The following is a 23,738-nucleotide window of genomic DNA, read 5'->3' on the forward strand; positions in this document are numbered from 1 at the left end:
TTTTTTTGCGGTACTATGAATCCGAGATGAAGAGTGCTTTCCGGTTACCGGGAGGGGCTCTCGATAGTTACCGCGTTCGGACGCTACGCCGCCGGACCATCCCAGCAAGTTCTGTCCATTTTCTCGGAGCATCAACATGATATTTCCTCGGAAGGCGCTCGTCGTCACGGCTGCCTTGTCCGCGCTGCTTTGCTCGTTCAATGCGCGCGCCGACTGGGCGCAGTCGACCGATCCGCTCGTCGTCCAGCCGAACCCCGCCAACGGCGCGGTGCAGGCGCAGAATCCGCCCGGCTTCTTCTGGGCGCGCTATCCGTCCGGCCCGGCCACGTATGAAATCGAGATCACCAAGTCCGGCGGCTCGCCCGTGAAGGCCACGGTGGACCGCAACTGGTACCTGCCGACCAAGGCCCTGGCGCTGGGCAACTACACCTGGCGCGTGCGCCCGTCCGGCTCGAGCGACTGGTCGAGCGCGCGCTCGTTCTCGATCACGAGCAAGTCGGTCACCTTCGAGGTGCCCGACAACGCCACGCTGCGTTCGCGCATCACGTCCAAGGCGCGTCCCCGTTCGCTGCCGTCGTCGTTCACCGCGTATTCGACCTGGAACACGGCCAAGAAGGGCGACCTCGAACCCTACCTGAGCCGCCTGGCGAACGAAGTCAAGCTGCAGATCACGGCATTGCCGGACCTGAACGACGCGCGCTGGCCGATCGCCATCGCCTCGCCGCTGACCGCCTCGATGGCCTCGCAGCAGACCGACGTGCGCAACCGCATCAACGAAGCCTCGCGCCAGCTCGAAGCGGCCGCCCTGATGTGGCGCCTGAAGGGCGAGCAGCTGTACCTGACCGAAGCGCTCAAGCGCGGCGACCAGCTGGCTTCGCTGAATCCGAAAGGCCCGACCAGCTACGCCAACCAGGACCAGGCGACGCGCCAGATCGCGCTGGCGCTGATCAAGGGCGTGGACCTGCTGGCCGGCGGCATCGACGCCACCCGCAAGACCAAGTGGCTGAACATGGTGGGCGTGCGCGGCAACGATATCTACGGCAACCTGGCCGGCGACAACGGCCGCCTGGACCAGTATCCGTTCGATTCGCACGGCAACACCAGCATGATCTTCATGGCGCTGATCTCGACGCTGGCGCTGGGCGACGTGCCCGATGCGCAGAAGTGGTTCGACTTCTCGTTCCGCGCCTACGTCAACACCCCGTCGCCGTGGTCGGGCGCCGAAGGCGGCTACGCCAACGGCACCGCCTACGCCGAATACGCGGCCGGCTACATGGTCGCGCTGTGGGATCCGATGGTCCAGGCGACCGGCCTGAACCTGTACTCCAAGCCGTGGACGCTGGGCTTCCTCGACTTCGCCACCCAGTTCATCCCGCCGGGCTCGAAGATCCACGCCTTCGGCGACGGTTCCGAGACCAAGCCGGACCAGCGCGTGTTCCGCGCCTTCGCCAACCGCATGGTGTCGCCGCGCGCGGCCTGGTACGTGGCCAACCTGGGCGGCCTGGAAGATTCCATGTCGGTACTGCAGGCGCCGTACCCGATGCCGGTGGCCGCCACGTCGCTGAAGATTCCGCCGTCGAGCTCGGCCTACTACCCGAGCACGGGCTGGGTCGCGATGCACAGCAATATCGGCGACCAGAACCGTACCTCGTTCTACTTCAAGTCCAGCCCGTACGGCTCGTTCAACCACAGCCACGGCGACCAGAACGGCCTGCTGCTGTCGGTCGCCGGCCAGCCGCTGCTGGTCAAGGCCGGCTGGTACGACTGGTACGGCTCGCCCCTGTGGACCGACTGGTACCACCAGACCAAGTCGCAGAACGCGATCACGTTCGATGGCGGCAAGGGCCAGATGGTCGACGGCTACCGCGAGCAGCTGCAGCGTACCGGCCGCATCACGGGCTTCTCGGCCCAGGCCAGCTACGACTACGCGGAAGGCGACGCGACCCCGGCCTACGGCGGCCAGCTGACGATGGCCAAGCGCCAGATCTGGTACCTGCACAACGAGAACGCGATGGTGGTGCGCGACAAGGTCCAGGCGACCGTGCCGCACACCTACGAGTGGAACATGCACGCGCCGGCCGCCATCACGGTCGAGAGCAGCGCGGCGGTCAAGATCGCCGCCGGCGGCCAGTCGGTCTGCCTGCGCGACCTGAACGGCAACGCGCCGTTCGCCAAGTGGAGCGGTCCGTCGCCGAAGTCGGGCGTCACCGAAGACCACGGCGCGTTCTACCTGAAGAACGACGGCAAGTCGGTCGGCGAGTTCCTCGTGCTGGTCGACGTCGGCTGCAAGAAGCCGGCCGTCAAGGTGGCCACGTCGGGCTCGACCCGCACCGTCACCGTCGGCAGCCAGACTGTCACGCTGCCGTAATTCCTGACGAGCTATCGTCCCCAGGCCATCCGGCGCGCCGTGCTACACTCGGCGCACTGGCGAAGTCCTCCCCCGGCTCTGCCGGTGGAGGATTTTTTTTGTTCATGCGGACGACGATGACGACACAGGTATTCCTGATCCAGGCCCACAAGGACATCGGCCAGCTCAACGCCCTCGTCGAGCACCTGCGCGACGACGACTTCCTCGTCTACGTCAACCTCGACCGCAAGTGCGACCTCGATCCGGCCGCCGTCCACCCGGCCGCCCGGCTCGTGCGCGAGCGCATCGACGTGCACTGGGGCACCTTCAGCCAGGTGCAGGCCGTGCTCAACTCGCTGCGCCAGATCCTGGCCGAGGTGCCGGACTTCGACAAGGTGCTGTTCCTCAGCGCCCAGGATTTCCCGCTGCTGTCGAACGGGGCGCTGAAGGAAGAGCTGGCGGCGCTGGCCGACCGCGAACTGCTCGACACGGTCGCCATCGGCCGCGCGCCGGGGCAGTGGGCCGCCGACTACCGCTACCAGTATTTCTATCCGCAAGGGGGCGCCCGCCTGCGCCGCCTGGCCTGTGCGCTCGCCAACCGCGCGATGCGCGCGACCGGCATCAAGCGCCGCATGCCGCAGGGGCTGCAACCCTGGGGCGGCTCGTCCTGGTGGGCGCTGTCGCGCGCGTGCGCGCGCATGCTGCTCGAACGGGCGGACCGCGAGCCGGGCCTGGTGCGTTTCTTCGGGCGGGTCGCCTGTCCGGACGAGATGTTCGTCCAGACGCTGGTCATGAACTCGCCGTTCCGCGAGCGCGTGCTCGGCCGTAATTTCCGCTACGTGCAGTGGCCGGAAAGTGGATCGCGCAATCCGAAGGTGCTCGACGAAGGCGATTTCGAACGCATCGCCGCCTCGCGCGCCCACTTCTGCCGCAAGCTCGACAGCCGTGCCAGCGCCGGGTTGATGCCGCGCCTGCTGGCGCTGCGCGCCGGCGCCGAGCGTACCGCGTAGTCCGTAGGGTGGGCACCACGTGCCCACCGCAACGTGCATGCGGGGCAGGAGCGCATGGCGGGCACGTGGCCGCGCCCGTCGATGCCTCAATGCGGCTGCAGGTGCGCCATCCCGGCGCGGATCCGTTCCAGGCTTTCATCCAGCAAGCGGTGTTGCACGGCCGCGGCCGCATCCAGGCGTGCGCCCTGGCGCCGGGCCTCGCGCAGGTCGTCCTCGCTGGCGAACACGGGGCCCGCGGCGTCGGGTTCCCGTTCGCGCCCGCGCCGCGCCAGCACGAAGATGGTGCGCGCGGCCACGATCCACGCCGCGCGCGCCTGCAGGCCGCGGTGCAGGTGGTCGAGCTGGTGTTGCAGCGAGGCCATCAGCTGGCGCGCCTGCGCCGCGCGCTCGTCCGGCGCCAGGTCTTGCAGCGCCTGGGTGAGCTGGCGCGTGGCGCCCAGCAGCCAGGACTGGATCGCATCCTTGTGCTCCTCGACCAGGGTCTCCAGCGCGGCGATGGCGGCGAGCGAGGCGTCGATGCCGTCCAGCGATGACAGGCGCTCGGCCGTCATTGCCTGTTCCAGCCCGAGGGCCGCCTGGCGCGCGTTGTAGGCCTGGGCCACGGGCAGGGCGCTTTGCTGCAGTTGCAGCGACAGGTGCAGCAGCCGTTGGTGGGCGGTAGAGGTCATGGACGGATGGCGAACAGGCCCGAAACCCCTCAGTGTACGGGCCGAATGTTCAAGAATTATTTCATTCAGGATACAAAATCGGGCGCGACTTGCAATGACAAACGGCGTGTACCTGCAGGCACGCCACCGACGCGCAATTGTGCGCTGCGGCGAGTGCGCTAGAATCGACGCCAGCCGTTGTTTATTCTGCAAGGAATCCATGCGCCAATCGTCCGTCACCGCCGCGTCTCCGGATGCGGGTTCCGTCCTTCCGCATTCCATCCTGTTCGTCGTCCGCGACCCGCTCCCGCCGATCCGTGCCGACGTGCTGACCCTGTTCGGCACCGAAATGCCGCGCTACGGCGTCGCGACCGAGCTGGTGGGGCAGGGCGGCAGCGACGGCGCGTCCTCGCCCTGGCCGGCCGGCGGCATGCACGTCGTCGGTTCGCTGCGCAGCCGCTTCGCCAGCGTGTGCTCGCCCCTGTGGGATCTGCTGGGCCTGCTGCGCGCCTCGCGCGGCCGGCGCGCCGACTGCATCCAGGTGCGCGACAAGATCGCCAGCGGCGTGCTGGGGCGCTTCGTCGCCGCCGTGCGCGGCGTGCCCTTCCTGTACTGGATGTCCTTTCCCATCGTCGAAGGCTTCGAGGTGCGGCGCGACGAATTCCGGCGCCGCCGCGGCCTGGCCAACCGGCTCAAGTGGGCGGCGCACGCGCTGCGCGCCTGGGCGTCGCGGGTCGCCATCTACCGCCTCGTGCTGCCGGGCGCGCGCCACATCTTCGTGCAGAGCGACGCCATGGCGGACTGGCTCGTCGCCAAGGGCTTCGACCGTGCGCGCATGACGGCCGTGCCGATGGGCGTGGATGCGGAACTGTTCGACCGCGCCCGCATCACGCCCGTCGAGGACGCGCGCCTGGACGGGCGCCGCGTGGTGCTGTACCTGGGCCGCATCGCGCAGTCGCGCCGCTCCGACTTCCTCCTCGACGTGGCCGACGTGCTGCGACGCCAGCTGCCCGACGTGCTGCTCGTCATCGCCGGCGACGCGCCGTCGGACGACGAAATGGCCTGGATGCGGCGCGCCATCGCCGAGCGCGGCCTGGCCGACCACGTGCTGCTGACCGGCTGGCTGCCCCAGCGCACGGCGCTCGGCTATGCCGTGCGGGCCGAGGTCGGCCTGTCGCCGATCCCGCGCGGCACGCTGTTCGACGTGTCGTCGCCGACCAAGCTGGTCGAATACCTCGCGCTGGGCATCCCCAGCGTCGCGAACGATATTCCTGACCAGAAACTCGTCGTCGACGAGAGCGGGGCCGGGCTGTGCGTGCCCATGGAGGCGGAACCGTTCGCCGCCGCGACGCTCGAATTGTTAAATAATCCAGCCCTTGCGGAAGAGTTCGCGTTACGTGGTCCAGCGTACGTAAGAAGCCATCGCACCTATGATATTCTCGGCCGAAATGTTGCAAAAACGTATAAGAAAATCCTGACGGAGTGACGGTAAGATGTCGACGTGGACCTACTCGCTGAAGTTCTCGCTGCGCTCGCTCGCCCGCGAACTGGTCCGTAATGTCTGGGGCCGTACCTTCGTCTATCCGGCACTGGCCGCGAACGAACGCTCGCCCGAGGCGCTGGCCCGGTATGCGCAGCGCCGCGCGCGCAAGATCGGCGTCGCGCTCGATGCGGATCCGACCACGCTGGCGCGCCTCGCGCCCGGCAGGGAGTTGCTCACCAAGGCCGACGTGCGCCAGCATCCGGAGCGCCTGGTACGCCCGCGCGGCCCCGGCTCCTGGATCCGCACCACCATCAAGACCAGCGGCACGTCCGGCTCGCCGCTGACCATCGTCCAGTCGATCGGCAACCTCGTGCGCGAGGAAGGCTTCGTGTACCGCCAGCTGCGCTGGATCGGCTACCGCCATGGCCAGCGCCGCGCCTGGATCCGCGGCGACATCGTCTGCGCCGACCACCCGCGCGACGGCGTCTACTGGTGCCGCGACTGGGTCGGCAACATGCTCATGATGTCGTCCTACCACCTGTCGAACGACACGATCGGCCGCTACATCGACGCGCTGGAAGCGTTCGATCCCGTCGTCATCCACGCCTATCCCTCGTCGATCGCGGCGCTGGCCGCCTGGCTGAACGCGGCCGGACGGACCTACCGCGGCCGCGCGCTGCTGGGCGTGATGACCTCGTCGGAAACGCTGGAACCGGCCGTGCGCGCCGCCGTCGAAAAGGCGTTCGGCACCCGCGTCTACGACTGGTACGGCCAGGCCGAGCGGGTCGCCGCCATCGGCACCTGCGAGCGCGGCAGCTACCACGTGCTGACCGACTACAGCGGCGTGGCGCTGCTCGACGCCCAGGACGGCGGCGGCGCCTGTGAGCTGGTCGGCACCACGCTGAACAACGCGGCCATGCCGCTGCAGCACTACCGTACCGGCGACACGGTGCTCGTGCACGACGCGCATGACATGCATGGCGCGGGCGAACCCTGCGCCTGCGGCCGCGTGTTCCCGACCGTCAAGGCGATCGTGGGACGCCAGGAAAAGATCGTCACGCTGCCGGACGGCCGCATGGTCGCGCGCCTGGACCGCATCTTCCAGGGACACGACCGCCACCTGGTCGAGGGCCAGGTGCTGTACCGCGGCAATGCCGAGTTCGTGCTGCGCGTCGTCGTGGCCGAGGGATTCACGGATGCCGATGCCCAGGCCCTCGTCGACAAGTTCCTCTTGCGCGTGCCCGGCGTGCAGGTCCGGGTCGAGCGCGTGGCGGCGATCCCGCGCGGGCCGAACGGAAAATTCGAATTCATCGCCATCGCCGACGGCGCCGCCGCTCGCGCGGGCGCACCGGCGGCAGCGGGCGGACGCTGAAACGTGCGCGGGTCCTGGAAAGTATGATGTACGATCGAAATATTGCCAGTTTATTAATCCATCCATCCTTCCCTTTGTTGAGAGTGCCTACCTTGTGCCAGACGACGATGCCAGCGACGGTGTGGCGGACGACGGGCGTGCCCGCCGGCCGGGTACCGCTTGCCGTGCCGTTTGCCGCGCCGTCGTCCGCTCCATTTGCCGCTCCAGGAGCCGCAGCATGAGGACGCCGGCGCTGCGCGTGCTGATGGTCGGGACCGCCCTCGAAGGGCGAGGCGGGGTGGCCGCCGTCGTGTCCGTGCTGCGCCGCCATGGCCTGTTCGAACGGGAGGCGGTGCGCTATGTCGCCACCCACGCGGAAGGGCCGCGCCTGGCCAAGGTCAAGGGCGCCGTGTCCGGATTCTGGCAGACGGTGCGCGCCTGCCTGGGCCAGCATCCGGCCGTCGTGCACGTGCATTCCGCCTCGCATGCGAGCTTCCTGCGCAAGTCGATCGTGCTGCTGGTCGCGCGCATGGCCGGCAGCAAGACCATCTTCCACCTGCACGGCGGGGGCTTCCGCACGTTCGCCACGCAGGAATCCGGGCCCCTGATGCGGCGCTGGATCCGGCACACGCTGGAACACAGCTCGGTCGTGATCGCGCTGTCGGAAGGGTGGGCGCAATTCGTGCACGAGTTCGCGCCGATGGCCAAGGTGGCCGTGGTGCCGAATTCGGTGCCGCTGCCGGCGCGCGTCGACCGCACGCTGGAAGAGCCGGGCCGCATCCTGTTCCTGGGCCGGCTGGAAGTGGCCAAGGGCGTGTTCGAGCTGCTCGGCGCCGGCGCCCGGCTGGCGCGCGATTTCCCGCAGCTGCGCCTGGTGTTCGGCGGCAACGGCGACATCGACGGCGTGCGCCGCCGCGCGCGCGAACTGGGCATCGAGGACCGCATCGAGCTGCCCGGCTGGATCGGCCCGCAGCAGCGCGATGCCGAGCTGGCCCGCGCCAGCGTGTTCTGCCTGCCCTCGCATGCCGAGGGCTTGCCGATGTCGATGCTGGAAGCGATGGCGGCCGGCAAGGCGGTCGTGGCGACCTGCGTCGGCGGCATTCCGGAAGCGCTGCGCGACGGCAGCGAGGCCGCGAACGGCCTGCTGGTGCCGCCGCGCGACGAGGCGGCGCTGGCCGCGGCGCTGGCCACGCTGCTGGGCGACGCCGCCCTGCGCGAACGGCTGGCGGCCCGCGCGCGCGCCAGCATCGAGCAGCATTACTCAACCGAGGTGGTGTGCGGACAACTGTCCGCGATCTACCGTGAACTGGCAGGGACGGAACGATGAGCGAAGCGACAGGCATGGTGTGGCTGGTCAATCGTCTGCGCTGCATGTCGGTGGCCGAAGTCGGCTACCGCATCCAGCAGGCGGCGGTGAAGGGCGTGGCGAAGCGGGTGCGCCTGCGCACCGCGCCGCCGCTGCCGCACGCGCGCACCTTCGCGGTTCGCGGCGCGCCCCAGCTGGGCCCGGGCGAGCGCGAGGCGCTGCTGGCCGATGCGGACAGCATTTGCGCCGGCCACGTGGTCCTGTTCGCCAACCGCCGCTTCGACGTCGGCATGCCGCCCGTGTGGAACCGCGACCCGGACAGCGGCGTCGTCGGTCCCGCCATCTATGCGGGCGACATCGCCATCACCAACCGCGAACTGGTCGGCGACATCAAGCACGTGTGGGAACTGAACCGCCACCTGCACCTCGTGCGCCTGGCCCAGGCCTGGGCCGCGACGGGCGACGTGGCCTGGCTGCACGCGTTGCACCACCAGTTGCGCAGCTGGCTCGACCAGTGCCCGCCGCTGGTCGGCCCCAACTGGACCAGCTCGCTGGAACTGGGCATCCGCCTGATCAACTGGAGCCTCGTCTGGCAACTGGTGGGTGGGGAGGAGAGCGGCCTGTTCGCCGGGGAGGACGGCCAGCGCCTGCGCGCCGACTGGCTGGAATCGATCCACGCCCACTGCAGCGCGATCGCGCGCCACCTGTCGCGCCATTCCTCGGCCAACAACCACCTGATCGGCGAACTGGCCGGCCTGTACGTGGGCGCCTCCGTGTGGCCGTGCTGGAAGGCGTCCGGCGCCTGGCTGGAGCAGGCGCGCCGCGAACTCGAGCACGAGGCCCAGGCCCAGTTCTCGCGCGACGGCGTGAACCGCGAGCAGGCCTTTGCGTACCACATCTTTTCGAGCGAATTCCTGTTCGTGGCCGGGCTCGTGGGCCAGGCCTGCGACCAGCCGTTCTCGCGCGCCTACTGGACCAGCCTGTCGCGCGCGCTGCGCTTCCTGCGTTCCGTGCGCGACGTCGGCGGCAACGTGCCGATGGTGGGCGACGCCGACGACGGCATCGTGTTCCGCCTGGACGAGGCCGGCAGCGACCGCGCCGCGCAGTTGCTGGCGCTGGGCGATGCCGTGCTGCACCGCCAGCAGCCAGCGCACCCGGGCGTGCGCTGGCTGCTGCATGCGCTGCCGGGCAAGCGCCCCGAGGCCGACCCGCACGAATCCGAGACGGGCTGGTCGTTCCCGGACGGCGGCTACCTGCTGTTCGGCTCGCATTTCGGCGAAGCGGACGAGATCAAGGGCATGGTCGATTGCGGCCCGCTGGGCTACCTGGGCATCGCCGCCCACGGCCACGCCGACGCGCTGGCGCTGACCCTGTCGGTCGGCGGCGAGGAATGCCTGGTCGATCCGGGAACGTACTCCTACTGGCAGGAACACAAGTGGCGCGACTACTTCCGCGGCACCTCGGCCCATAACACGCTGCGCATCGACGGGCTCGACCAGTCGGTGTCGGGCGGCCGCTTCATGTGGCTCAAGAAGGCGCGCGCCAGCATCGAGCGCATGCCGCAGTCGCCGCACGAATTCGATTTCCGCGGCGCCCACGACGGCTACGAGCGCCTGGCCGATCCCGTGCGCCACATGCGCAGCGTGCGCTTCGACGCCGCCACCTCGACGCTGACGGTGCGCGACGAGGTGTCTGCCAAGAAACAGCACCAGGTCGAACTCTTCTGGCATTTCGCGCCCGGTCTCGATGCGCGCCTGAACAGTTCCGGCCTGCACGTGCGCGGCAAGCGCTTCGCGCTGCAGATGCACGCCCATGGCGCCGACCTCAAGCTGGAACTGGTGCGCGGCCACGAAAATCCGCCGCTCGGCTGGTATTCGCGTTGCTACGAATCGCGCCAGCCGTGCGACGTGCTCAAGATCAGCACCGTATCGTCCGCCGTCCCGGTCGAGTGCAGGTTTACAATAACGTTTTTTTAATAATTCTTGCTAGAGAAGGTTGCTTTTATGCTCATCTATCTGGTTGCCGGTGCCCGTCCGAATTTCATGAAGATCGCGCCCATCGTGCGCGCGCTGCAGGCCCAGGATGCCTTGACCTACAAGATCATCCATACGGGCCAGCACTACGACCGCGAGATGAACGACGTGTTCTTCGAAGAACTGGGCATCCCGCAACCGGACGTGTTCATGGCGGCGGGCGGCGGCAGCCACGCCCAGCAGACGGCCAAGATCATGCTGGGCTTCGAGGAACTGTGCCAGAACGAGCGCCCGGCCGCCGTGCTGGTGGTGGGCGACGTGAATTCGACACTGGCCTGCTCGATCGTCGCCAAGAAGCTGAACATCCCCGTCGCCCACGTCGAAGCCGGCCTGCGCTCGGGCGACATGGCGATGCCGGAAGAAATCAACCGCCTCGTCACCGACAGCATCTCGGACTGGTTCTTCGTCACGGAACCGTCGGCCGTGGAGCACCTGCGCCGCGAAGGCAAGCCGGAATCGGCGATCCACTACGTCGGCCACGTGATGGTCGATAACGTGCTGTACCAGGCCGACAAGCTGTCGCGCGCGGATACTTCGGACTTCGAGACGAGCGCCTGGAAGGCGCGGCAGGAAGGCCGGCGCTACGGCGTGGTGACGCTGCACCGTCCCAGCAACGTGGACGACCCGGCAACCTTCACCCGCATCGCCGGCGCGCTCAAGGAGATCGCCGCCGAGCTGCCGCTGATCTTCCCCGTGCACCCGCGTACCCGCGCCAACATCGAGAAATTCGGCATCGACCTGGGCCCGAACATCACGCTGGCGGGCCCGCAAGCCTACATGGCCTTCCTCAACCTGTGGAAGGATGCCGCCGTGGTGCTGACCGACAGCGGCGGCCTGCAGGAAGAGACGACGGCACTGGGCGTGCCCTGCATTACCGTGCGCGAGAACACGGAACGTCCGGTGACCGTGGACGAAGGTTCGAACGTACTGGCAGGTACCGACCCTGCCGCCATCCTCCTCGAGACGCGCAAGGTCCTGCGTGGCGAGGGCAAACTGGGCCGCCGGCCGCACCTGTGGGACGGCCGCGCGGCGGAACGCATCGTCGAGATCCTCGCGAGGGGACTTGACGGTCAATAAACGAGAGGCGATATGAGCGAACGCATCACACTGATGGGATGTAGCATCGACAACCTGTCGATGGAAGAAACGTTGCAGACTGTCGAGGGCTTCATCCATAGCGGTAGGCCCCATCAGCACGTGGTGGTCAATGTCGACAAGCTGGTCAAGGCCAGCCGGGATCCGGAACTGCGACGCATCATCAACGACTGCGCCCTCGTCAATGTGGACGGCATGCCGGTCGTGTGGGCCTCGCGCCTGCTCGGCAAGCCGCTCAAGGAACGGGTGGCCGGCGTCGACCTGTTCGAGGCACTGATGCAGCGTGCCGGCGAAAAGGGCTGGCGCGTGTTCCTGCTCGGCGCGAAGGAAGAAGTGGTGAGCAAGGTGGCGAGCACCTACCAGCACAAGTACCCGCGCCTGGTGCTGGCCGGCTACCGCAACGGCTACTGGAAGGGCGAGGCGGAAGAGGCGGCCGTGGTCGAGCAGATCCGCGCGGCCAAGCCGGACCTGCTGTTCGTGGCGATCAGCTCGCCGAAGAAGGAACAGTTCCTCGGCCGCTACCAGGCCGACATGAAGATCCCGTTCGCGATGGGCGTGGGCGGCACCTTCGACGTGGCGATCGGCCACGTCAAGCGCGCGCCCGTGTGGATGCAGAAGTCCGGGCTGGAGTGGTTCTACCGCTTCCTGCAGGAGCCGCGCCGCATGTTCCGCCGCTACTTCATCGAAGACATGGCCTTCGTCGGATTGTTCATCAAGGAAGCATTGACGAAGCGGCAGCGCCGCTCCGTGTAGACGCAGCAAACTAGGGATGGCGGCTGCGGCCGCCGACGACAATACGAACGACCCGCCAGTCCCCGCGGCATGGCGAGCAACCATCATCAAACAAGAAAGACGCAATATGAAAATTCTGGTTACTGGCGGCATGGGCTATATCGGTTCCCACACGGTGGTGGAACTGCAGAACGCGGGTCACGAGGTGGTGGCGTTCGACAACCTGTCCAACGCCAACCGCTCGGTGCAGGAGCGCGTGCAGCGCATCACCGGCAAACCCTTCGTGTTCGTGGAAGGCGACATCCGCGACCGCGCGGCCATGGAAGCCGTGTTCGGCGCCCACGAGATCGATGCGGTGATCCACTTCGCCGGCCTGAAGGCGGTCGGCGAATCGGTGGCGCAGCCGCTGCGCTACTACGACAACAACGTCTACGGCAGCGTCGCGCTGTTCGAGACGATGGCCAAGTTCGGCTGCAAGACCCTGGTGTTCTCGTCCTCCGCCACCGTGTACGGCGATCCGGCCTCGGTGCCGATCAAGGAAGACTTCCCGCTGTCGGCGACGAATCCCTATGGCCGCAGCAAGCTGATGATCGAAGATATCCTGCGCGACCTGATCAAGGCCGAGCCGGACTGGCGCATCGCACTGCTGCGCTATTTCAACCCGGTCGGCGCGCATGAAAGCGGCCTGATCGGCGAGGAGCCGAACGGCATCCCCAACAACCTGGTGCCTTACATCGCCCAGGTCGCCAACGGGCAGCGCGAGAAGCTGTCCGTGTTCGGCGGCGACTATCCGACCCCGGACGGTACCGGCATGCGCGACTACATCCACGTGGTCGACCTGGCCATCGGCCACGTCAAGACGCTGGACAAGCTGGCGCAGGGCGCCGGCCTCGTCACCTACAACCTCGGTACCGGCAACGGCAACAGCGTGCTGGAAATGGTGCACGCCTTCGAGAAGGCTTGCGGCAAAAAGATTGCCTACCAGATCGTCGACCGCCGTCCCGGCGACATCGCCAAGTGCTATGCCGATCCGACCCGCGCCCGCGAGGAACTCGGATGGACGGCCGAGCGTGACATCGCGCAAATGTGCGCTGATTCCTGGCGCTACCAAACTACTTCAAAATAAGTGTAAGGACACACCAATGAAAGCGATGATTCTTGCAGCAGGCAAAGGTACCCGCGTACGTCCGCTGACCTACGACCTGCCGAAACCCATGATCCCCGTGCTGGGCAAGCCCGTCATGGCCTACCTGATCGAACACCTGCGCAAGCACGGCATTACCGAGATCATGGTCAACGTGAGCCACCTGCACGAGAAGATCGAGGAATACTTCGGCGAAGGCGAGCAGTTCGGCGTCCAGATCGGCTATTCCTTCGAAGGCTATACGAAGGAAGACGGCGAAGTCGTGGCGGTGCCGATCGGCTCGGCCGGCGGCATGAAGAAGATCCAGGAATTCGGCGGCTTCTTCGACGACACCACCATCGTCCTGTGCGGCGACGCGCTGATCGACCTCGACCTGAAGGCCGCGCTGCTCGAGCACCGCCGCACGGGCGCGATGGCCACCGTCATCACCAAGGAAGTCCCGTGGGACAAGGTCTCCAGCTACGGCGTGGTGGTCACCGACAAGGACGGCCGCATCACCCAGTTCCAGGAAAAGCCGAAGCAGGAAGAAGCGCTGTCGAACTTCATCAGCACCGGCATCTACATCTTCGAGCCGGAAGTGATCGACCTGATCCCGTCGGGCGTGGAATTCGACATCGGCTCGCAGCTGTTCCCGCTGCTGGCCGAGAAAGGCATGCCGTTCTACGCCCAGGGCCGCCCGTTCAACTGGCTCGACATCGGCAGCGTGGCCGACTACTGGGAAGTGCTGCAGAACGTGCTGACCGGCGAGGTCAACCACATGGACGTGCCGGGCATCCAGATCGAGCCGGGCCTGTGGACCGGCCTGAACACCAGCATCGACTGGAACGGCACCACGATCAAGGGTCCCGTGTACATCGGTTCGGGCGTCAAGATCGAGGCCGGCTCGACGATCATCGGCCCGACCTGGATCGGCCACGGCAGCCATATCTGCGAAGGTGCCGAAGTCGTCCGCAGCGTGCTTTTCGAATATACTCGCGTGCTGAATGATGTTACCTTGCATGAAATGATCGTATTTAAAGATTACGGCATTAACCGCGCAGGCGAGATGAAGCATGCGTCCGAGTACACCTCGGACGAATGGGTCAACGCCCGCGACCGTCGACGCAGCCGCCGCAAGGACGGTGCCGAAGAGACAGAAACCACATTAGAGAAAGCCAGTGCATGAAGATCTATCCAGTCATCCTCTCCGGCGGTGCCGGTACCCGTCTGTGGCCGCTTTCGCGTGCTGTGATGCCCAAGCAGCTGCTGCCGCTGGTCACCGACAAGACCATGCTGCAGGAAACCGCACTGCGGGTGCGCGGCTGGCCGGGAGTGATGGCACCGCTGGTGGTGTGCGGTAACGAGCACCGTTTCCTGGTGGCCGAGCAGCTGCGCGACGTGGGCATCACGCCGCACGGCATCATGCTGGAACCGGCCGGCCGTAACACGGCCCCGGCCGTGGCTGCGGCCGCCGCCTTCCTGAAGGCGCAGGATCCGGACGCGATGATGCTGGTGCTGCCGGCCGACCACGTCATCGAGAAGAACGAAGCGTTCCGCCTCGCCGTGGAACGTGCCGCGCGCCTCGTCGAAGGCGGTTCGCTGGCGACCTTCGGCATCGTCCCGAGCGCACCGGAAACGGGCTACGGCTACATCCGCCGCGGCGAGCCGCTGCCGGGCTGCGACGACTGCTTCAAGATCGAGCGCTTCGTCGAGAAGCCGGACCGCGACACGGCCGCCGGCTTCGTCGCCGACGGCGGCTTCTACTGGAACAGCGGCATGTTCATGTTCCGCGCCGACCGCTTCCTGGCCGAGATCGAGGCGCATGCGCCGGGCATCGCCAAGGCGGCCACCTCGGCCGTGCAGGAGGCCTACCGCGACCTCGACTTCTGCCGCCTGGATGAAGCGGCGTTCGCCGCCAGCCCGTCCGACTCGATCGACTACGCGGTCATGGAACACACCCGCGACGGCGTGGTCGTGTCGGCAGACATCGGCTGGAGCGACGTCGGTTCCTGGTCGGCGCTGGCCGACGTGCAGGAGCGCGACGCCAACGGCAACGTGCAGCGCGGCGACGTCTACCTGGACAACACCAGCAACACGCTGGTGCGCGCCGAGAGCCGCATCGTGGCCGTGGTCGGCGTGCAGGACCTGGTGGTCGTCGAAACCAACGATGCCGTGCTGGTGGCGCACAAGGACCAGGTCCAGCGCGTCAAGAACATCGTCGAGCACCTGAAAGGGCAGGAGCGCACCGAGCACCTGCACCACACCAAGGTGTACCGTCCGTGGGGCTATTACGAAGGCATCGATGCGGGCGACCGTTTCCAGGTCAAGCGCATCACCGTCAAGCCGGGCGAGAAGCTGTCGCTGCAGATGCACCACCACCGCGCCGAGCACTGGATCGTCGTGTCGGGCACCGCGCGCGTCACCTGCGGCGACAAGGTCGTGCTGCTGGCCGAGAACGAGTCCACCTACATCCCGCTGGGCACCACGCACCGCCTGGAAAACCCGGGCAAGCTGCCGCTGCACCTGATCGAAGTGCAGTCGGGCAGCTACCTGGGCGAAGACGACATCGTGCGCTTCGAGGACGTCTACCAGCGCGCATAATTACTGCAGCACGTTCCACCGTCGCCCCTGCGCAGGCAGGGGCGATTTCTTTTGGCTCGGCAGTTTCCCTAAGTCTACAGTGCGAAGCCGTCCTGACGCCCGTCATACAATGACTCGACGATTACCCTGGGAGGAATCCATGAAGAAGATCATTGCGGCGGGCGGCCTGGCCCTTGCGCTGGCCGGCATCGGCGGCACGGCCAGTGCCGGCGACATCGTCGGCGGCTCTGTCCTGCTGGACGCAGGCAAGCACGCGCAGCTGGAACGCTGGCTCGGCGCCGGCGAGTTCAACCTGAACAATGTGTACACGCTCCAGGACGGCGACACGTCGGCCGATTTCCACGCGGCGGCGGACGGGAAGGGCGCCACCTTCACACTGCTCGAGGTCACCAATTCGGGCGGCGACAGCTTCCTCGTCGGCGGCTACAACCCGCAGAGCTGGTCGACGTCCGGCGGCTGGAACGTCACGGAGCGCGACTGGCAGCGCACGGCATTCCTGTTCAATTTCACCGACCCGGCCGTGTACCGCCAGATCCTGTCCACCTACGTGCTGCCCAGCCAGGGCCAGTACCAGACCTTCAATGCCACCGGCGTCGGCCCCATGTTCGGCGTCGGTCCCGACCTGGTCGTGACCGCCGACCTGGACACGGCCCTGTCCTGGCAGACCAGCTACGGCGATCCGCTGGACGAGGGCAAGAGCATCGTCGACCGCAGCACGAACGGCATGGCGCTGCATATCGACGGCATGGAAGTGTTCTCGATCTCGCCCGTGCCCGAACCCAGGGAGACGGCGATGCTGATCGCCGGCATGGGCGTGCTGGCGCTGATCGGCCGCAAGCGTGCGCGCCGCCGCACCGGTACCGCATAAGCACCGCATAAGTTGCAGGTCTTTCCACCGTGGCATGATAAACGGGAGCATGACGCTCCCGTTTCCTTTCCATGACCACCCCGACGACATCGATGCCCAGATTCCTCCTGCCCATTCTCGTCAGCCTCCTGCTGGCATGCGCCATGCCGGCCCGCGCCCAGTTCACCAGCGCGCCCAGCCTGCAGCCCGAGCAGCTGGCCATCGTCATCAACGACGCGGAGCCGAACAGCGTCCAGATCGGCGAGTACTACCGCAAGCGGCGCGGCATCCCGGCCGCCAACGTCGTCCACGTGCACATCCCCGGCAAGCCGCGCGAGATCAGCGAATCGCGCTTCCAGGCCCTCAAGGAAGAGATCGACGGCCAGTTGAAACCGGAAGTGCAGGCCGTGCTGATGGTCTGGACGGCGCCCTACAAGGTGTCCTGCAATGCCATCACGGGCGCCTACAGCCTCGGCTTCGACCCCGAGCAATGCACGCGCACCTGCGCCGCCGGCCGGCCGAGCCCGTATTTCAACGCGACCACGGCGCGCCCCTATACGGACCTGCACATGCGCCTGTCGATGCTGATGCCGACGGAATCGGTGGAGCAGGCCAAGGCCCTGATCGACCGCGGCGCCGGCGCCGGCTTCAAGACGGTGCCGGCCACCGCCTATTTCCTGCAGACGTCGGAAAAGGCGCGCAATTCGCGCGCCGGCTTCTTCCCGCCGCCCGGCCGCATCGCGGCGCGCCAGCTGGCCACGAAGACGATGCAGGCCGACGTGCTGGAAGGGGCGAAGGACGTCATCATCTACGAGACGGGCATGGCCGAGGTGGCGAAACTCGACACGCTCGGCTTCGTGCCGGGCGCGCTGGCCGACCACCTGACCTCGCTGGGCGGCGACTTGCTGGGCAATTCCCAGATGAGCATCCTGCGCTGGCTGGAGGCGGGCGCCACGGCCAGCTACGGCACGGTGAGCGAGCCCTGCAACCACTGGCAGAAATTCCCGAATCCCGCCGTGTTGCTCAAGCACTATGTACAGGGCAACAGCGCCATCGAAGCCTATTGGAAGAGCGTTGCTTGGCCGACGCAGGGATTGTTCATCGGCGAGCCACTGGCGGCGCCCTACGCACGGCGCCGCTGAGCGCCCCAGCCTGCCATCGCCGGCGGCGTAGCGTTATCGATCGTTCAAGGTCCGGATTGATCCATCCGGACCAACGGGTCGTCATGACGTTGTCAATTTGTGCATTTACTATTCATTTCTGCTAAGTATTTCACTGACAACGCTTGCCATTCCGACCAGGACCACCATGACCCACCGCGTATCCGATTGTGCTTCGCCCCATCTTCCCGTCCGCCTGACGGTGCTCGCCGCACTGCTGGCCGGCCTGTCCGGCACGGCGGCCGCCGCTCCCGGCCCCGTCGTCATCAGCCAGGCCTATGGCGGCGGCGGCAATTCCGGCGCCACCTACAAGAACGATTTCATCGAACTGTTCAACCGCAGCGCCGAGGCCGTCAGCATCAGCGGCTGGAGCGTGCAATACGCGTCCGCGGCGGGCAACAGCTGGACCAACAAGACGGTGATCGGCGACGTGACGCTGCAGCCGGGCCAGTACTACCTGATCCAGGGCGCGGCCGGCAACGGCGGCGGCGATGCACTGCCCAGCCCGGACCTGACCGGCACGATCAATATGAGCGGCACGGCCGGCAAGGTCGTGCTGGTCAAGAGCGCCACCACGATCACCGATCCGCGCGCGGCGAGCGTCGTCGACCTGGTCGGCTTCGGCACCACGGCGACGCCGTTCGAGGGGACCGGCCCGACGGCGGCGCCGACCAATGCGACGGCCGTCCTGCGTAACGGCGGCGGCTGCGACGACAGCGACGACAATGCCGCCGACTTCGTCGTCGGCACGCCGAGCCCGCGCAACAGCGGCAGCGCCTACCACCTGTGCGGCGGCGCGCCGGGCCCGCAACCGATCGTCCCGAGCTGCCCGGCCACGGTGGCAGGCGCCGCCGGCAGCGCCTTCAGCGCGCCGCTCTCGGCCAAGGACGACGACAGCATCGTCGACGGCGCCAGCATCACGGGCGGGGCCGTCGCCGGCATCAGCCTGATCGACGTCGTACGCGCGAACGCTACGGGTGCGAGCGCGACGGCGACGCTGGCCGTGGGCGCGGGCGTGGCCGCGGGTACCTATCCGGTGGTCGTGACCTTCACCAACGATGCCGGCCAGAGCGCCAGCTGCACCGTCAGCGTGGCCGTCTCAGGCCAGCTCTCCATCATGCAGATCCAGGGCAGCGGCAGCGCCAGCCCCTACGCCAACACCGTGCAGACCACGACCGGCGTGATCACCAAGAAGTTCAGCGGCACCGGCTTCTTCATCCAGGACCCGAACGGCGACGGCGACCCGACCACGTCGGACGGCCTGTACGTCTACGACACCACCAGCGCCAACGTCGGCGACCTGGTGCGCGTGACGGGCACCATCAGCGAGTACAAGCCCAGCGGCGCCACCCGCACCTACACGGAGCTGACCAAGGCCACCGTGCAGAACCTGGGCGCGGGCCCGGCGATCGTACCCGCCAATATCGACCTGGGCAGCGAGGACCTGGGCCGCTACGAGGGCATGCTGGTGCGCTTCGTCAAACCGCTGACCGTCAATGGCAACAACTACCTGGGCGACCGCGGCGAGCTGATCCTGTCGAACGGCCGCCGCGAGACCCCGACCAACCGCTACCGCCCTGGCACGCCGGAAGCGCTGGCGCTGGCCGCGGACAATGCGCGCAATATGGTCGTGCTGGACGACAATGTCTTCGTCACGCCGGAGCACATCCCCTACCTGGGCGAGGGCGGCACCGTGCGCAGCGGCGACACCGTCACTGGCCTCACCGGCGTGATCGACTTCGGCGCCACGGGCGGCGGCGGCGCCTGGTACAAGCTGCAGCCGAGCGAGACCCCCGTCTTCAGCCGCAGCAACGTGCGCATGGACAAGCCGCAAGTCGCGCCGGGCAACGTGAAGGTGGCCAGCGCCAACGTGCTGAACTTCTTCACCACCTTCACCAACGGCGCCGACGCCTGGGGCAATACCGGCCGCGGCTGCACCGTGGGCGGCAGCACCAGCAAGAGCAATTGCCGTGGTGCCGACAACCTCGCCGAGTTCCAGCGCCAGCGCGACAAGATCGTCAATGAACTGAAGGCGATGGATGCCGACGCGGTGGGCCTGATGGAAATCGAGAACAATGGCGACACCACCGTGTCCTACCTGGTCGACGCCCTCAACAAGGCGGTCGGCGGCACGGTCTACGCCTACGTGCCGAAACCCCCGGCGACGGGTACCGACGCGATCCGCGTGGCGATGATCTACAAGCCGGCCGTGCTGAGCCTGGTGGGCGGCGCGATGTCGGACGCCGATGCCGTCAACAACCGCCCGCCGATGGCCCAGACCTTCAAGGTCAATGCCAACGGCGCCAAGTTCTCGCTGATCGTGAACCACCTGAAATCGAAAGGCAGCTGCGGCGGCGGCACGGGCAATACCGACAGCGGCGACGGCCAGGGCTGCTGGAACGCCACCCGCGTGCAGCAGGCGCAGCAGCTGGCGAACGTGTTCATCCCGAAGGTCGTCGCGGCCGCGGGCGACCCGGACGTGCTGGCCGTCGGCGACTTCAATTCCTACGGCCACGAAGACCCGATCGCCACCCTGACGAGCCTGGGCATGGTCAACGAGCTCGAGCGCTTCGTGCGGCCGATAACGATCCCGTACTCCTATGTGTTCGACGGCATGAGCGGCTACCTCGACCACGCGCTGGCCAGCGCCTCGCTGGACGGCCAGGTCGCGGGCGTGACCGAATGGCACAACAACGCGGACGAGCCGCCGGCGATCGACTACAACACGGGCGACACGAACGACGACCCGTACGTGAACAATGCCTTCCGCGCCTCCGACCACGATCCCGTCGTCGTGAGCCTGAACCTGGCGCCGGCCGCGGCCGACGTGACGGGGGGCGTGAAGATCGTCCGCTCCGGCTACACGATCAACCGCTTCACCGCCAAGTATGCCGGCACCGTCACGGTGACGAACACGGGCAGCGCCGCGCTGTCCGGTCCGCTGCAGTACGTGCTGCAGGACCTGCCGGCCGGCGTCACGCTCGACAACAAGAGCGGCGAGCAGGGTGGGGCGCCGTACGTGACCCTGCCGGGCACGCTCGCCCCGGGCGCTTCGGTCACCGTCAGCCTGAGCTTCAGCAATCCGAACAAGGTTGCCGTGACGTACACCGCCAAACTCTATAACGGTACTTTCTGATTCCCGAGGATTGCGACATGATGAACTTCAAGACCCTGTTTTCCCGTGCGCTGCTGGCCCTGGCGCTGGTCTCCGGCAGCGTGTTCGCCGGACCGATGTACCACGTCAGCGTCAACACCAAGAGCTTCAGCGGCGACGGCGGCCTGGAGCTGACGTTTGCCGGCGCCGGCGCCGATCTGTCGACGGCGACCCTGAGCAATTTCGGCGGCGCCTTCGGCGAGGTGCTGGACGCTTCCGGCGTGACGGGCGGCGTGGACGGCACGCTGACCATGTCGTCGGCGCAGTCCTGGCTGTGGCAGGCCGTGACCTTCGGCGGCCTGTTCAGCTTCGACATCGCGTTCGACGGTCCGTCGTCCGGCGTCGACGGCACGACCTTCGCCGTCAACCTGACCCAGGGCCAGGACTACCTGTTGGCCGGCGCGGCGCAGATCGAGCTGCTGCCGGGTGCGCAACCCGTCGTCACGGGCAGCGACATCGCCCTCGTCACGCCGTCCGCCGACGTGCCGGAACCGTCGACGCTGCTGAGCGTCTTCACCGGCATGGGCCTGCTGGGCTTCACGCTGCGCCGCCGCGCGCGCTGATCCCGGCGCCGGCCGCACGCCCTGTCCGCCCGCGCGGCCAGGGCGTTTCCCGTAACATGTAGCGTTTATGCAACCCATCCCGGCGGCGCGATCGCGCCGCCCTGCACCCCGCAAACCCGCATCTCCCTAGGCAAGGCGCATAAAAAGGGCAGGCGGGCGATTTATTCGCCAAAGCTCTGAATACCCACGGCAAATCATATTGTTCAGCTGGTTTTCGTTCGTGCATATTAAAATTTCCTCGCCGTGACAGGCCGTCACGGCGGCAACAGCGCCGCACCGATTCACCAGCCCGGATCCACCCATGGCAGCACATATCCTCGTGGTCGACCCCGACCCGGCAGTCCGCCAGCTGCTGGAACTGAACCTGCACTGCGCCGGCCACGACGTCGCCAGCTGCCTCGATGCCGAAGCGGCCCGGCTGGCCATCGACGACGGCTTGCCGGACATGCTGCTGCTGGAGTGGGACTTGCCGGGCGAGTCGGGCGAAGCGCTGATCCGGCGCCTGCGCGCCCGCGAGCGCACGCGCGAGCTGCCGATCATCATGGTGGCAAGCCGGGGCGGCGAGCACGACAAGATCCTGGCGCTGGAATCCGGCGCCGACGACTACCTCACCAAGCCGTTCAATCCGCGCGAACTGCTGGCGCGCATGCAGGCCGTGCTGCGCCGGCGCATACCCTTCGTGGCGCAGCTGTCGCACCCGGCGCACGACGTGGTGCAGATGGCCGGGCTGCGCCTCGATCCCGGCACCCAGCGCGTCACGGCGGGGACGCGCCAGGTGGCGCTGGGCCCCGTCGAATTCCGCTTGCTGAACTTCCTGATGCACCATCCGGAGCGCGTGCACACGCGCTCGCAGTTGCTGGACAAGGTGTGGGGCCGCCATGCCGTGCTGGACGAACGCACGGTCGACACCCACGTCGGGCGCCTGCGCAATGCGCTGCAGGCGAGCGGCCACCAGCAGCACATCGAGACCGTGCGCGGCAGCGGCTACCGTTTCGTCGCCTGGCAGCAGGGGCCGCACGAGCACGGCATCGGCAACATGGGCGCCGCATGAGCCATCCCCGCGCCGACGGGGGCACGGCGCCGGACGCCGTCGTCATCCCGAGCCGCCTGGAGCAGGAATACCTGCTGCGCGCGATCGAGTCCGGCCTGCGCGTGGCGAGCGTGCGCCAGCTGTTCCTGTGGTCGCAGGGACAGCTGCAGGCGCTGCTGCCGCACCAGCTGCTGGCCTGCCTGCGCTTCGGACCCGGCGGCGCCTTGCAGCGGCTGGAATGCCTGCACGGCACGGTGCTCGACGCGCACGCGGCGCAGGCGCTGCGCGATCCGCACGACGGCCTGCTGCTGCGCATCGCGCGCCATTGCATGGGGGGCGGGCGCCTGCCGGCGCTGGCGGATTTCGCCAGCCCGGACGGGGGCGGGGTGCTGCACGCGTTCAGCGGCGAGCTCGGCGTGCTGGGATTCGACAACGTGCTCGTGCATGGCACGGGGCAGACGAGCGAAGGCGGCAGCGTGTTCGTGCTGTTCGGCCTGCCGACGCGCCCGGACGGGCGGCACGCCTATTTCCTGGAGCTGCTGGTGCCGCACCTGCACCTGGCGCTGGCGCGCCTGCCGGCGCCGCGCACGGACGGCCTGGGCGCGCCCGCGCGCAGCCTGAGCGCGCGCGAGACGGAAATCGTCGGCTGGCTCAGGGAAGGCAAGAGCAATGAAGAGATGGGACGGATCCTGGGGATCAGCGCGCTGACCGTCAAGAATCACTTGCAGCGGATCTACCGGACCCTGGGGGTCACCAACCGGGCGCATGCGCTGGCCCGCTGCATGGAATTGCGGCTGCTGGACAACGTGCAGCCATGGCGCCTCGAACCGGAGTCGGCCGGGCGCCGCGGTGATCAGCCTTGCGGCTCGTTGGCGGCGCGGCGCATCGCTTCGTAGCGGTACACCTCGGCATTGGCGTCGATGATGCGCAGGCCCTTGCAGCCATCGGCGGCGCAATCGGGGGCCGGGCTGTTCTCTGCGGCGACGGCGACGTTGGCCTGCACGGCAGCGGCGGTCTGGAGCTGCTGGGCATCCTCGACACCCGAACCGCAAGCTGCGAGGGAAGCGGCGAAGGTGAAACCGAAGACAAGGCGAAGAGCGAAGTTTTTCATGATTCAGGGAAAGGCGGCGTTCACAGATGAGCTATTGTAGGCATCGATTTTTCCTAAGAGAATTTTTTTTTCGTTAATTTCGTGCAAATGTTATCTTTTCGAAAGACATTTGAATACAGTTGAGTACAAATGCGCGACGTTGGAT

19 protein-coding genes are annotated in these 23,738 nt (G+C 67.4%); 17 read left to right on the forward strand and 2 right to left on the reverse strand.

Annotation, left to right across the window (positions count from 1 at the left end):
• Nucleotides 1-136: 136 nt before the first annotated feature.
• Complete coding sequence (locus ACI1V7_RS12595; protein ID WP_404532095.1) at nucleotides 137-2,368, forward strand: heparinase II/III domain-containing protein; 2,232 nt, start codon at nucleotides 137-139, stop codon at nucleotides 2,366-2,368.
• A gap of 116 nt (nucleotides 2,369-2,484) precedes the next feature.
• On the forward strand, nucleotides 2,485-3,357 hold the full coding sequence (locus tag ACI1V7_RS12600) for a beta-1,6-N-acetylglucosaminyltransferase (RefSeq protein ID WP_404532096.1): 873 nt from the start codon (nucleotides 2,485-2,487) through the stop codon (nucleotides 3,355-3,357).
• 86 nt (nucleotides 3,358-3,443) lie between these two features.
• On the opposite strand, the gene ACI1V7_RS12605 is transcribed toward ACI1V7_RS12600, so the two are convergent.
• Nucleotides 3,444-4,025: a hypothetical protein gene (locus ACI1V7_RS12605; RefSeq protein WP_404532097.1), complete on the reverse strand. Its 582-nt coding sequence runs from the start codon at nucleotides 4,023-4,025 to the stop codon at nucleotides 3,444-3,446.
• Nucleotides 4,026-4,224: 199 nt separating this feature from the next.
• On the opposite strand from ACI1V7_RS12605, the gene ACI1V7_RS12610 reads away from it, so the two are divergent.
• The 15 genes from ACI1V7_RS12610 to ACI1V7_RS12680 all read left to right on the forward strand — a co-directional run bounded on the left by ACI1V7_RS12610 (nucleotide 4,225) and on the right by ACI1V7_RS12680 (nucleotide 23,378).
• A complete protein-coding gene (locus ACI1V7_RS12610; RefSeq protein ID WP_404532098.1) occupies nucleotides 4,225-5,490 on the forward strand; it encodes a glycosyltransferase in 1,266 nt (421 codons plus the stop codon).
• A 7-nt stretch (nucleotides 5,491-5,497) separates the two neighbouring features.
• The gene (locus ACI1V7_RS12615) at nucleotides 5,498-6,859 is read left to right on the forward strand and encodes a phenylacetate--CoA ligase family protein (RefSeq protein WP_404532099.1); all 1,362 of its coding nucleotides are present in this window, start codon (nucleotides 5,498-5,500) and stop codon (nucleotides 6,857-6,859) included.
• Nucleotides 6,860-7,076: 217 nt separating this feature from the next.
• The gene (locus tag ACI1V7_RS12620; RefSeq protein WP_404532100.1) at nucleotides 7,077-8,165 is read left to right on the forward strand and encodes a glycosyltransferase family 4 protein; all 1,089 of its coding nucleotides are present in this window, start codon (nucleotides 7,077-7,079) and stop codon (nucleotides 8,163-8,165) included.
• Nucleotides 8,162-10,120, forward strand: coding sequence for a heparinase II/III family protein (locus ACI1V7_RS12625; RefSeq protein WP_404532101.1), 1,959 nt, complete (start codon nucleotides 8,162-8,164; stop codon nucleotides 10,118-10,120). Before ACI1V7_RS12620 ends, ACI1V7_RS12625 begins: the two co-directional genes overlap by 4 nt.
• A gap of 27 nt (nucleotides 10,121-10,147) precedes the next feature.
• Entirely contained in the window at nucleotides 10,148-11,254 is a 1,107-nt protein-coding gene (gene wecB, locus ACI1V7_RS12630) for a non-hydrolyzing UDP-N-acetylglucosamine 2-epimerase (protein ID WP_404532102.1), read from the forward strand.
• 12 nt (nucleotides 11,255-11,266) lie between these two features.
• On the forward strand, nucleotides 11,267-12,025 hold the full coding sequence (locus ACI1V7_RS12635) for a WecB/TagA/CpsF family glycosyltransferase (protein ID WP_404532103.1): 759 nt from the start codon (nucleotides 11,267-11,269) through the stop codon (nucleotides 12,023-12,025).
• A 106-nt stretch (nucleotides 12,026-12,131) separates the two neighbouring features.
• Complete coding sequence (gene galE / locus ACI1V7_RS12640; RefSeq protein ID WP_404532104.1) at nucleotides 12,132-13,130, forward strand: UDP-glucose 4-epimerase GalE; 999 nt, start codon at nucleotides 12,132-12,134, stop codon at nucleotides 13,128-13,130.
• Nucleotides 13,131-13,146: 16 nt separating this feature from the next.
• Nucleotides 13,147-14,313 (forward strand): nucleotidyltransferase family protein, encoded by a 1,167-nt coding sequence (locus ACI1V7_RS12645; RefSeq protein WP_404532105.1) that lies wholly within the window; start codon nucleotides 13,147-13,149, stop codon nucleotides 14,311-14,313.
• A complete protein-coding gene (locus ACI1V7_RS12650; RefSeq protein WP_404532106.1) occupies nucleotides 14,310-15,728 on the forward strand; it encodes a mannose-1-phosphate guanylyltransferase/mannose-6-phosphate isomerase in 1,419 nt (472 codons plus the stop codon). Before ACI1V7_RS12645 ends, ACI1V7_RS12650 begins: the two co-directional genes overlap by 4 nt.
• A gap of 139 nt (nucleotides 15,729-15,867) precedes the next feature.
• Entirely contained in the window at nucleotides 15,868-16,596 is a 729-nt protein-coding gene (locus ACI1V7_RS12655; RefSeq protein WP_404532107.1) for a PEP_CTERM-anchored TLD domain-containing protein, read from the forward strand.
• Between the two features lie 92 nt (nucleotides 16,597-16,688).
• Nucleotides 16,689-17,717, forward strand: coding sequence for a TIGR03790 family protein (locus ACI1V7_RS12660; protein WP_404532108.1), 1,029 nt, complete (start codon nucleotides 16,689-16,691; stop codon nucleotides 17,715-17,717).
• A 166-nt stretch (nucleotides 17,718-17,883) separates the two neighbouring features.
• Nucleotides 17,884-20,871, forward strand: coding sequence for an ExeM/NucH family extracellular endonuclease (locus ACI1V7_RS12665; protein ID WP_404532109.1), 2,988 nt, complete (start codon nucleotides 17,884-17,886; stop codon nucleotides 20,869-20,871).
• Between the two features lie 17 nt (nucleotides 20,872-20,888).
• On the forward strand, nucleotides 20,889-21,452 hold the full coding sequence (locus ACI1V7_RS12670; RefSeq protein WP_404532110.1) for an NF038129 family PEP-CTERM protein: 564 nt from the start codon (nucleotides 20,889-20,891) through the stop codon (nucleotides 21,450-21,452).
• A 301-nt stretch (nucleotides 21,453-21,753) separates the two neighbouring features.
• Nucleotides 21,754-22,503, forward strand: a complete 750-nt coding sequence (locus ACI1V7_RS12675) for a winged helix-turn-helix domain-containing protein (protein ID WP_404532111.1) — start codon at nucleotides 21,754-21,756, stop codon at nucleotides 22,501-22,503.
• Nucleotides 22,500-23,378: a LuxR C-terminal-related transcriptional regulator gene (locus ACI1V7_RS12680; RefSeq protein ID WP_404532112.1), complete on the forward strand. Its 879-nt coding sequence runs from the start codon at nucleotides 22,500-22,502 to the stop codon at nucleotides 23,376-23,378. Before ACI1V7_RS12675 ends, ACI1V7_RS12680 begins: the two co-directional genes overlap by 4 nt.
• Here the strand turns inward: ACI1V7_RS12680 and ACI1V7_RS12685 are convergent.
• A complete protein-coding gene (locus ACI1V7_RS12685; RefSeq protein WP_404532113.1) occupies nucleotides 23,336-23,593 on the reverse strand; it encodes a hypothetical protein in 258 nt (85 codons plus the stop codon). The two genes, ACI1V7_RS12680 and ACI1V7_RS12685, sit on opposite strands and share 43 nt — an antisense overlap.
• Between the last annotated feature and the right edge of the window lie 145 nt (nucleotides 23,594-23,738).

It is taken from the genome of Massilia paldalensis, from assembly GCF_044901715.1.
GTDB classification, from domain to species: domain Bacteria; phylum Pseudomonadota; class Gammaproteobacteria; order Burkholderiales; family Burkholderiaceae_D; genus Telluria; species Telluria paldalensis.

What these genes read in the sequence shown, in the direction of transcription:
- ACI1V7_RS12595 (WP_404532095.1), top strand. Translation starts at nt 137, where the DNA reads ATGATATTTCCTCGGAAGGCGCTCGTCGTCACGGCTGCCTTGTCCGCG.
- ACI1V7_RS12600 (WP_404532096.1), top strand. Translation starts at nt 2,485, where the DNA reads ATGACGACACAGGTATTCCTGATCCAGGCCCACAAGGACATCGGCCAG.
- ACI1V7_RS12605 (WP_404532097.1), bottom strand. Translation starts at nt 4,025, where the DNA reads ATGACCTCTACCGCCCACCAACGGCTGCTGCACCTGTCGCTGCAACTG.
- ACI1V7_RS12610 (WP_404532098.1), top strand. Translation starts at nt 4,225, where the DNA reads ATGCGCCAATCGTCCGTCACCGCCGCGTCTCCGGATGCGGGTTCCGTC.
- ACI1V7_RS12615 (WP_404532099.1), top strand. Translation starts at nt 5,498, where the DNA reads ATGTCGACGTGGACCTACTCGCTGAAGTTCTCGCTGCGCTCGCTCGCC.
- ACI1V7_RS12620 (WP_404532100.1), top strand. Translation starts at nt 7,077, where the DNA reads ATGAGGACGCCGGCGCTGCGCGTGCTGATGGTCGGGACCGCCCTCGAA.
- ACI1V7_RS12625 (WP_404532101.1), top strand. Translation starts at nt 8,162, where the DNA reads ATGAGCGAAGCGACAGGCATGGTGTGGCTGGTCAATCGTCTGCGCTGC.
- wecB (WP_404532102.1), top strand. Translation starts at nt 10,148, where the DNA reads ATGCTCATCTATCTGGTTGCCGGTGCCCGTCCGAATTTCATGAAGATC.
- ACI1V7_RS12635 (WP_404532103.1), top strand. Translation starts at nt 11,267, where the DNA reads ATGAGCGAACGCATCACACTGATGGGATGTAGCATCGACAACCTGTCG.
- galE (WP_404532104.1), top strand. Translation starts at nt 12,132, where the DNA reads ATGAAAATTCTGGTTACTGGCGGCATGGGCTATATCGGTTCCCACACG.
- ACI1V7_RS12645 (WP_404532105.1), top strand. Translation starts at nt 13,147, where the DNA reads ATGAAAGCGATGATTCTTGCAGCAGGCAAAGGTACCCGCGTACGTCCG.
- ACI1V7_RS12650 (WP_404532106.1), top strand. Translation starts at nt 14,310, where the DNA reads ATGAAGATCTATCCAGTCATCCTCTCCGGCGGTGCCGGTACCCGTCTG.
- ACI1V7_RS12655 (WP_404532107.1), top strand. Translation starts at nt 15,868, where the DNA reads ATGAAGAAGATCATTGCGGCGGGCGGCCTGGCCCTTGCGCTGGCCGGC.
- ACI1V7_RS12660 (WP_404532108.1), top strand. Translation starts at nt 16,689, where the DNA reads ATGCCCAGATTCCTCCTGCCCATTCTCGTCAGCCTCCTGCTGGCATGC.
- ACI1V7_RS12665 (WP_404532109.1), top strand. Translation starts at nt 17,884, where the DNA reads ATGACCCACCGCGTATCCGATTGTGCTTCGCCCCATCTTCCCGTCCGC.
- ACI1V7_RS12670 (WP_404532110.1), top strand. Translation starts at nt 20,889, where the DNA reads ATGATGAACTTCAAGACCCTGTTTTCCCGTGCGCTGCTGGCCCTGGCG.
- ACI1V7_RS12675 (WP_404532111.1), top strand. Translation starts at nt 21,754, where the DNA reads ATGGCAGCACATATCCTCGTGGTCGACCCCGACCCGGCAGTCCGCCAG.
- ACI1V7_RS12680 (WP_404532112.1), top strand. Translation starts at nt 22,500, where the DNA reads ATGAGCCATCCCCGCGCCGACGGGGGCACGGCGCCGGACGCCGTCGTC.
- ACI1V7_RS12685 (WP_404532113.1), bottom strand. Translation starts at nt 23,593, where the DNA reads ATGAAAAACTTCGCTCTTCGCCTTGTCTTCGGTTTCACCTTCGCCGCT.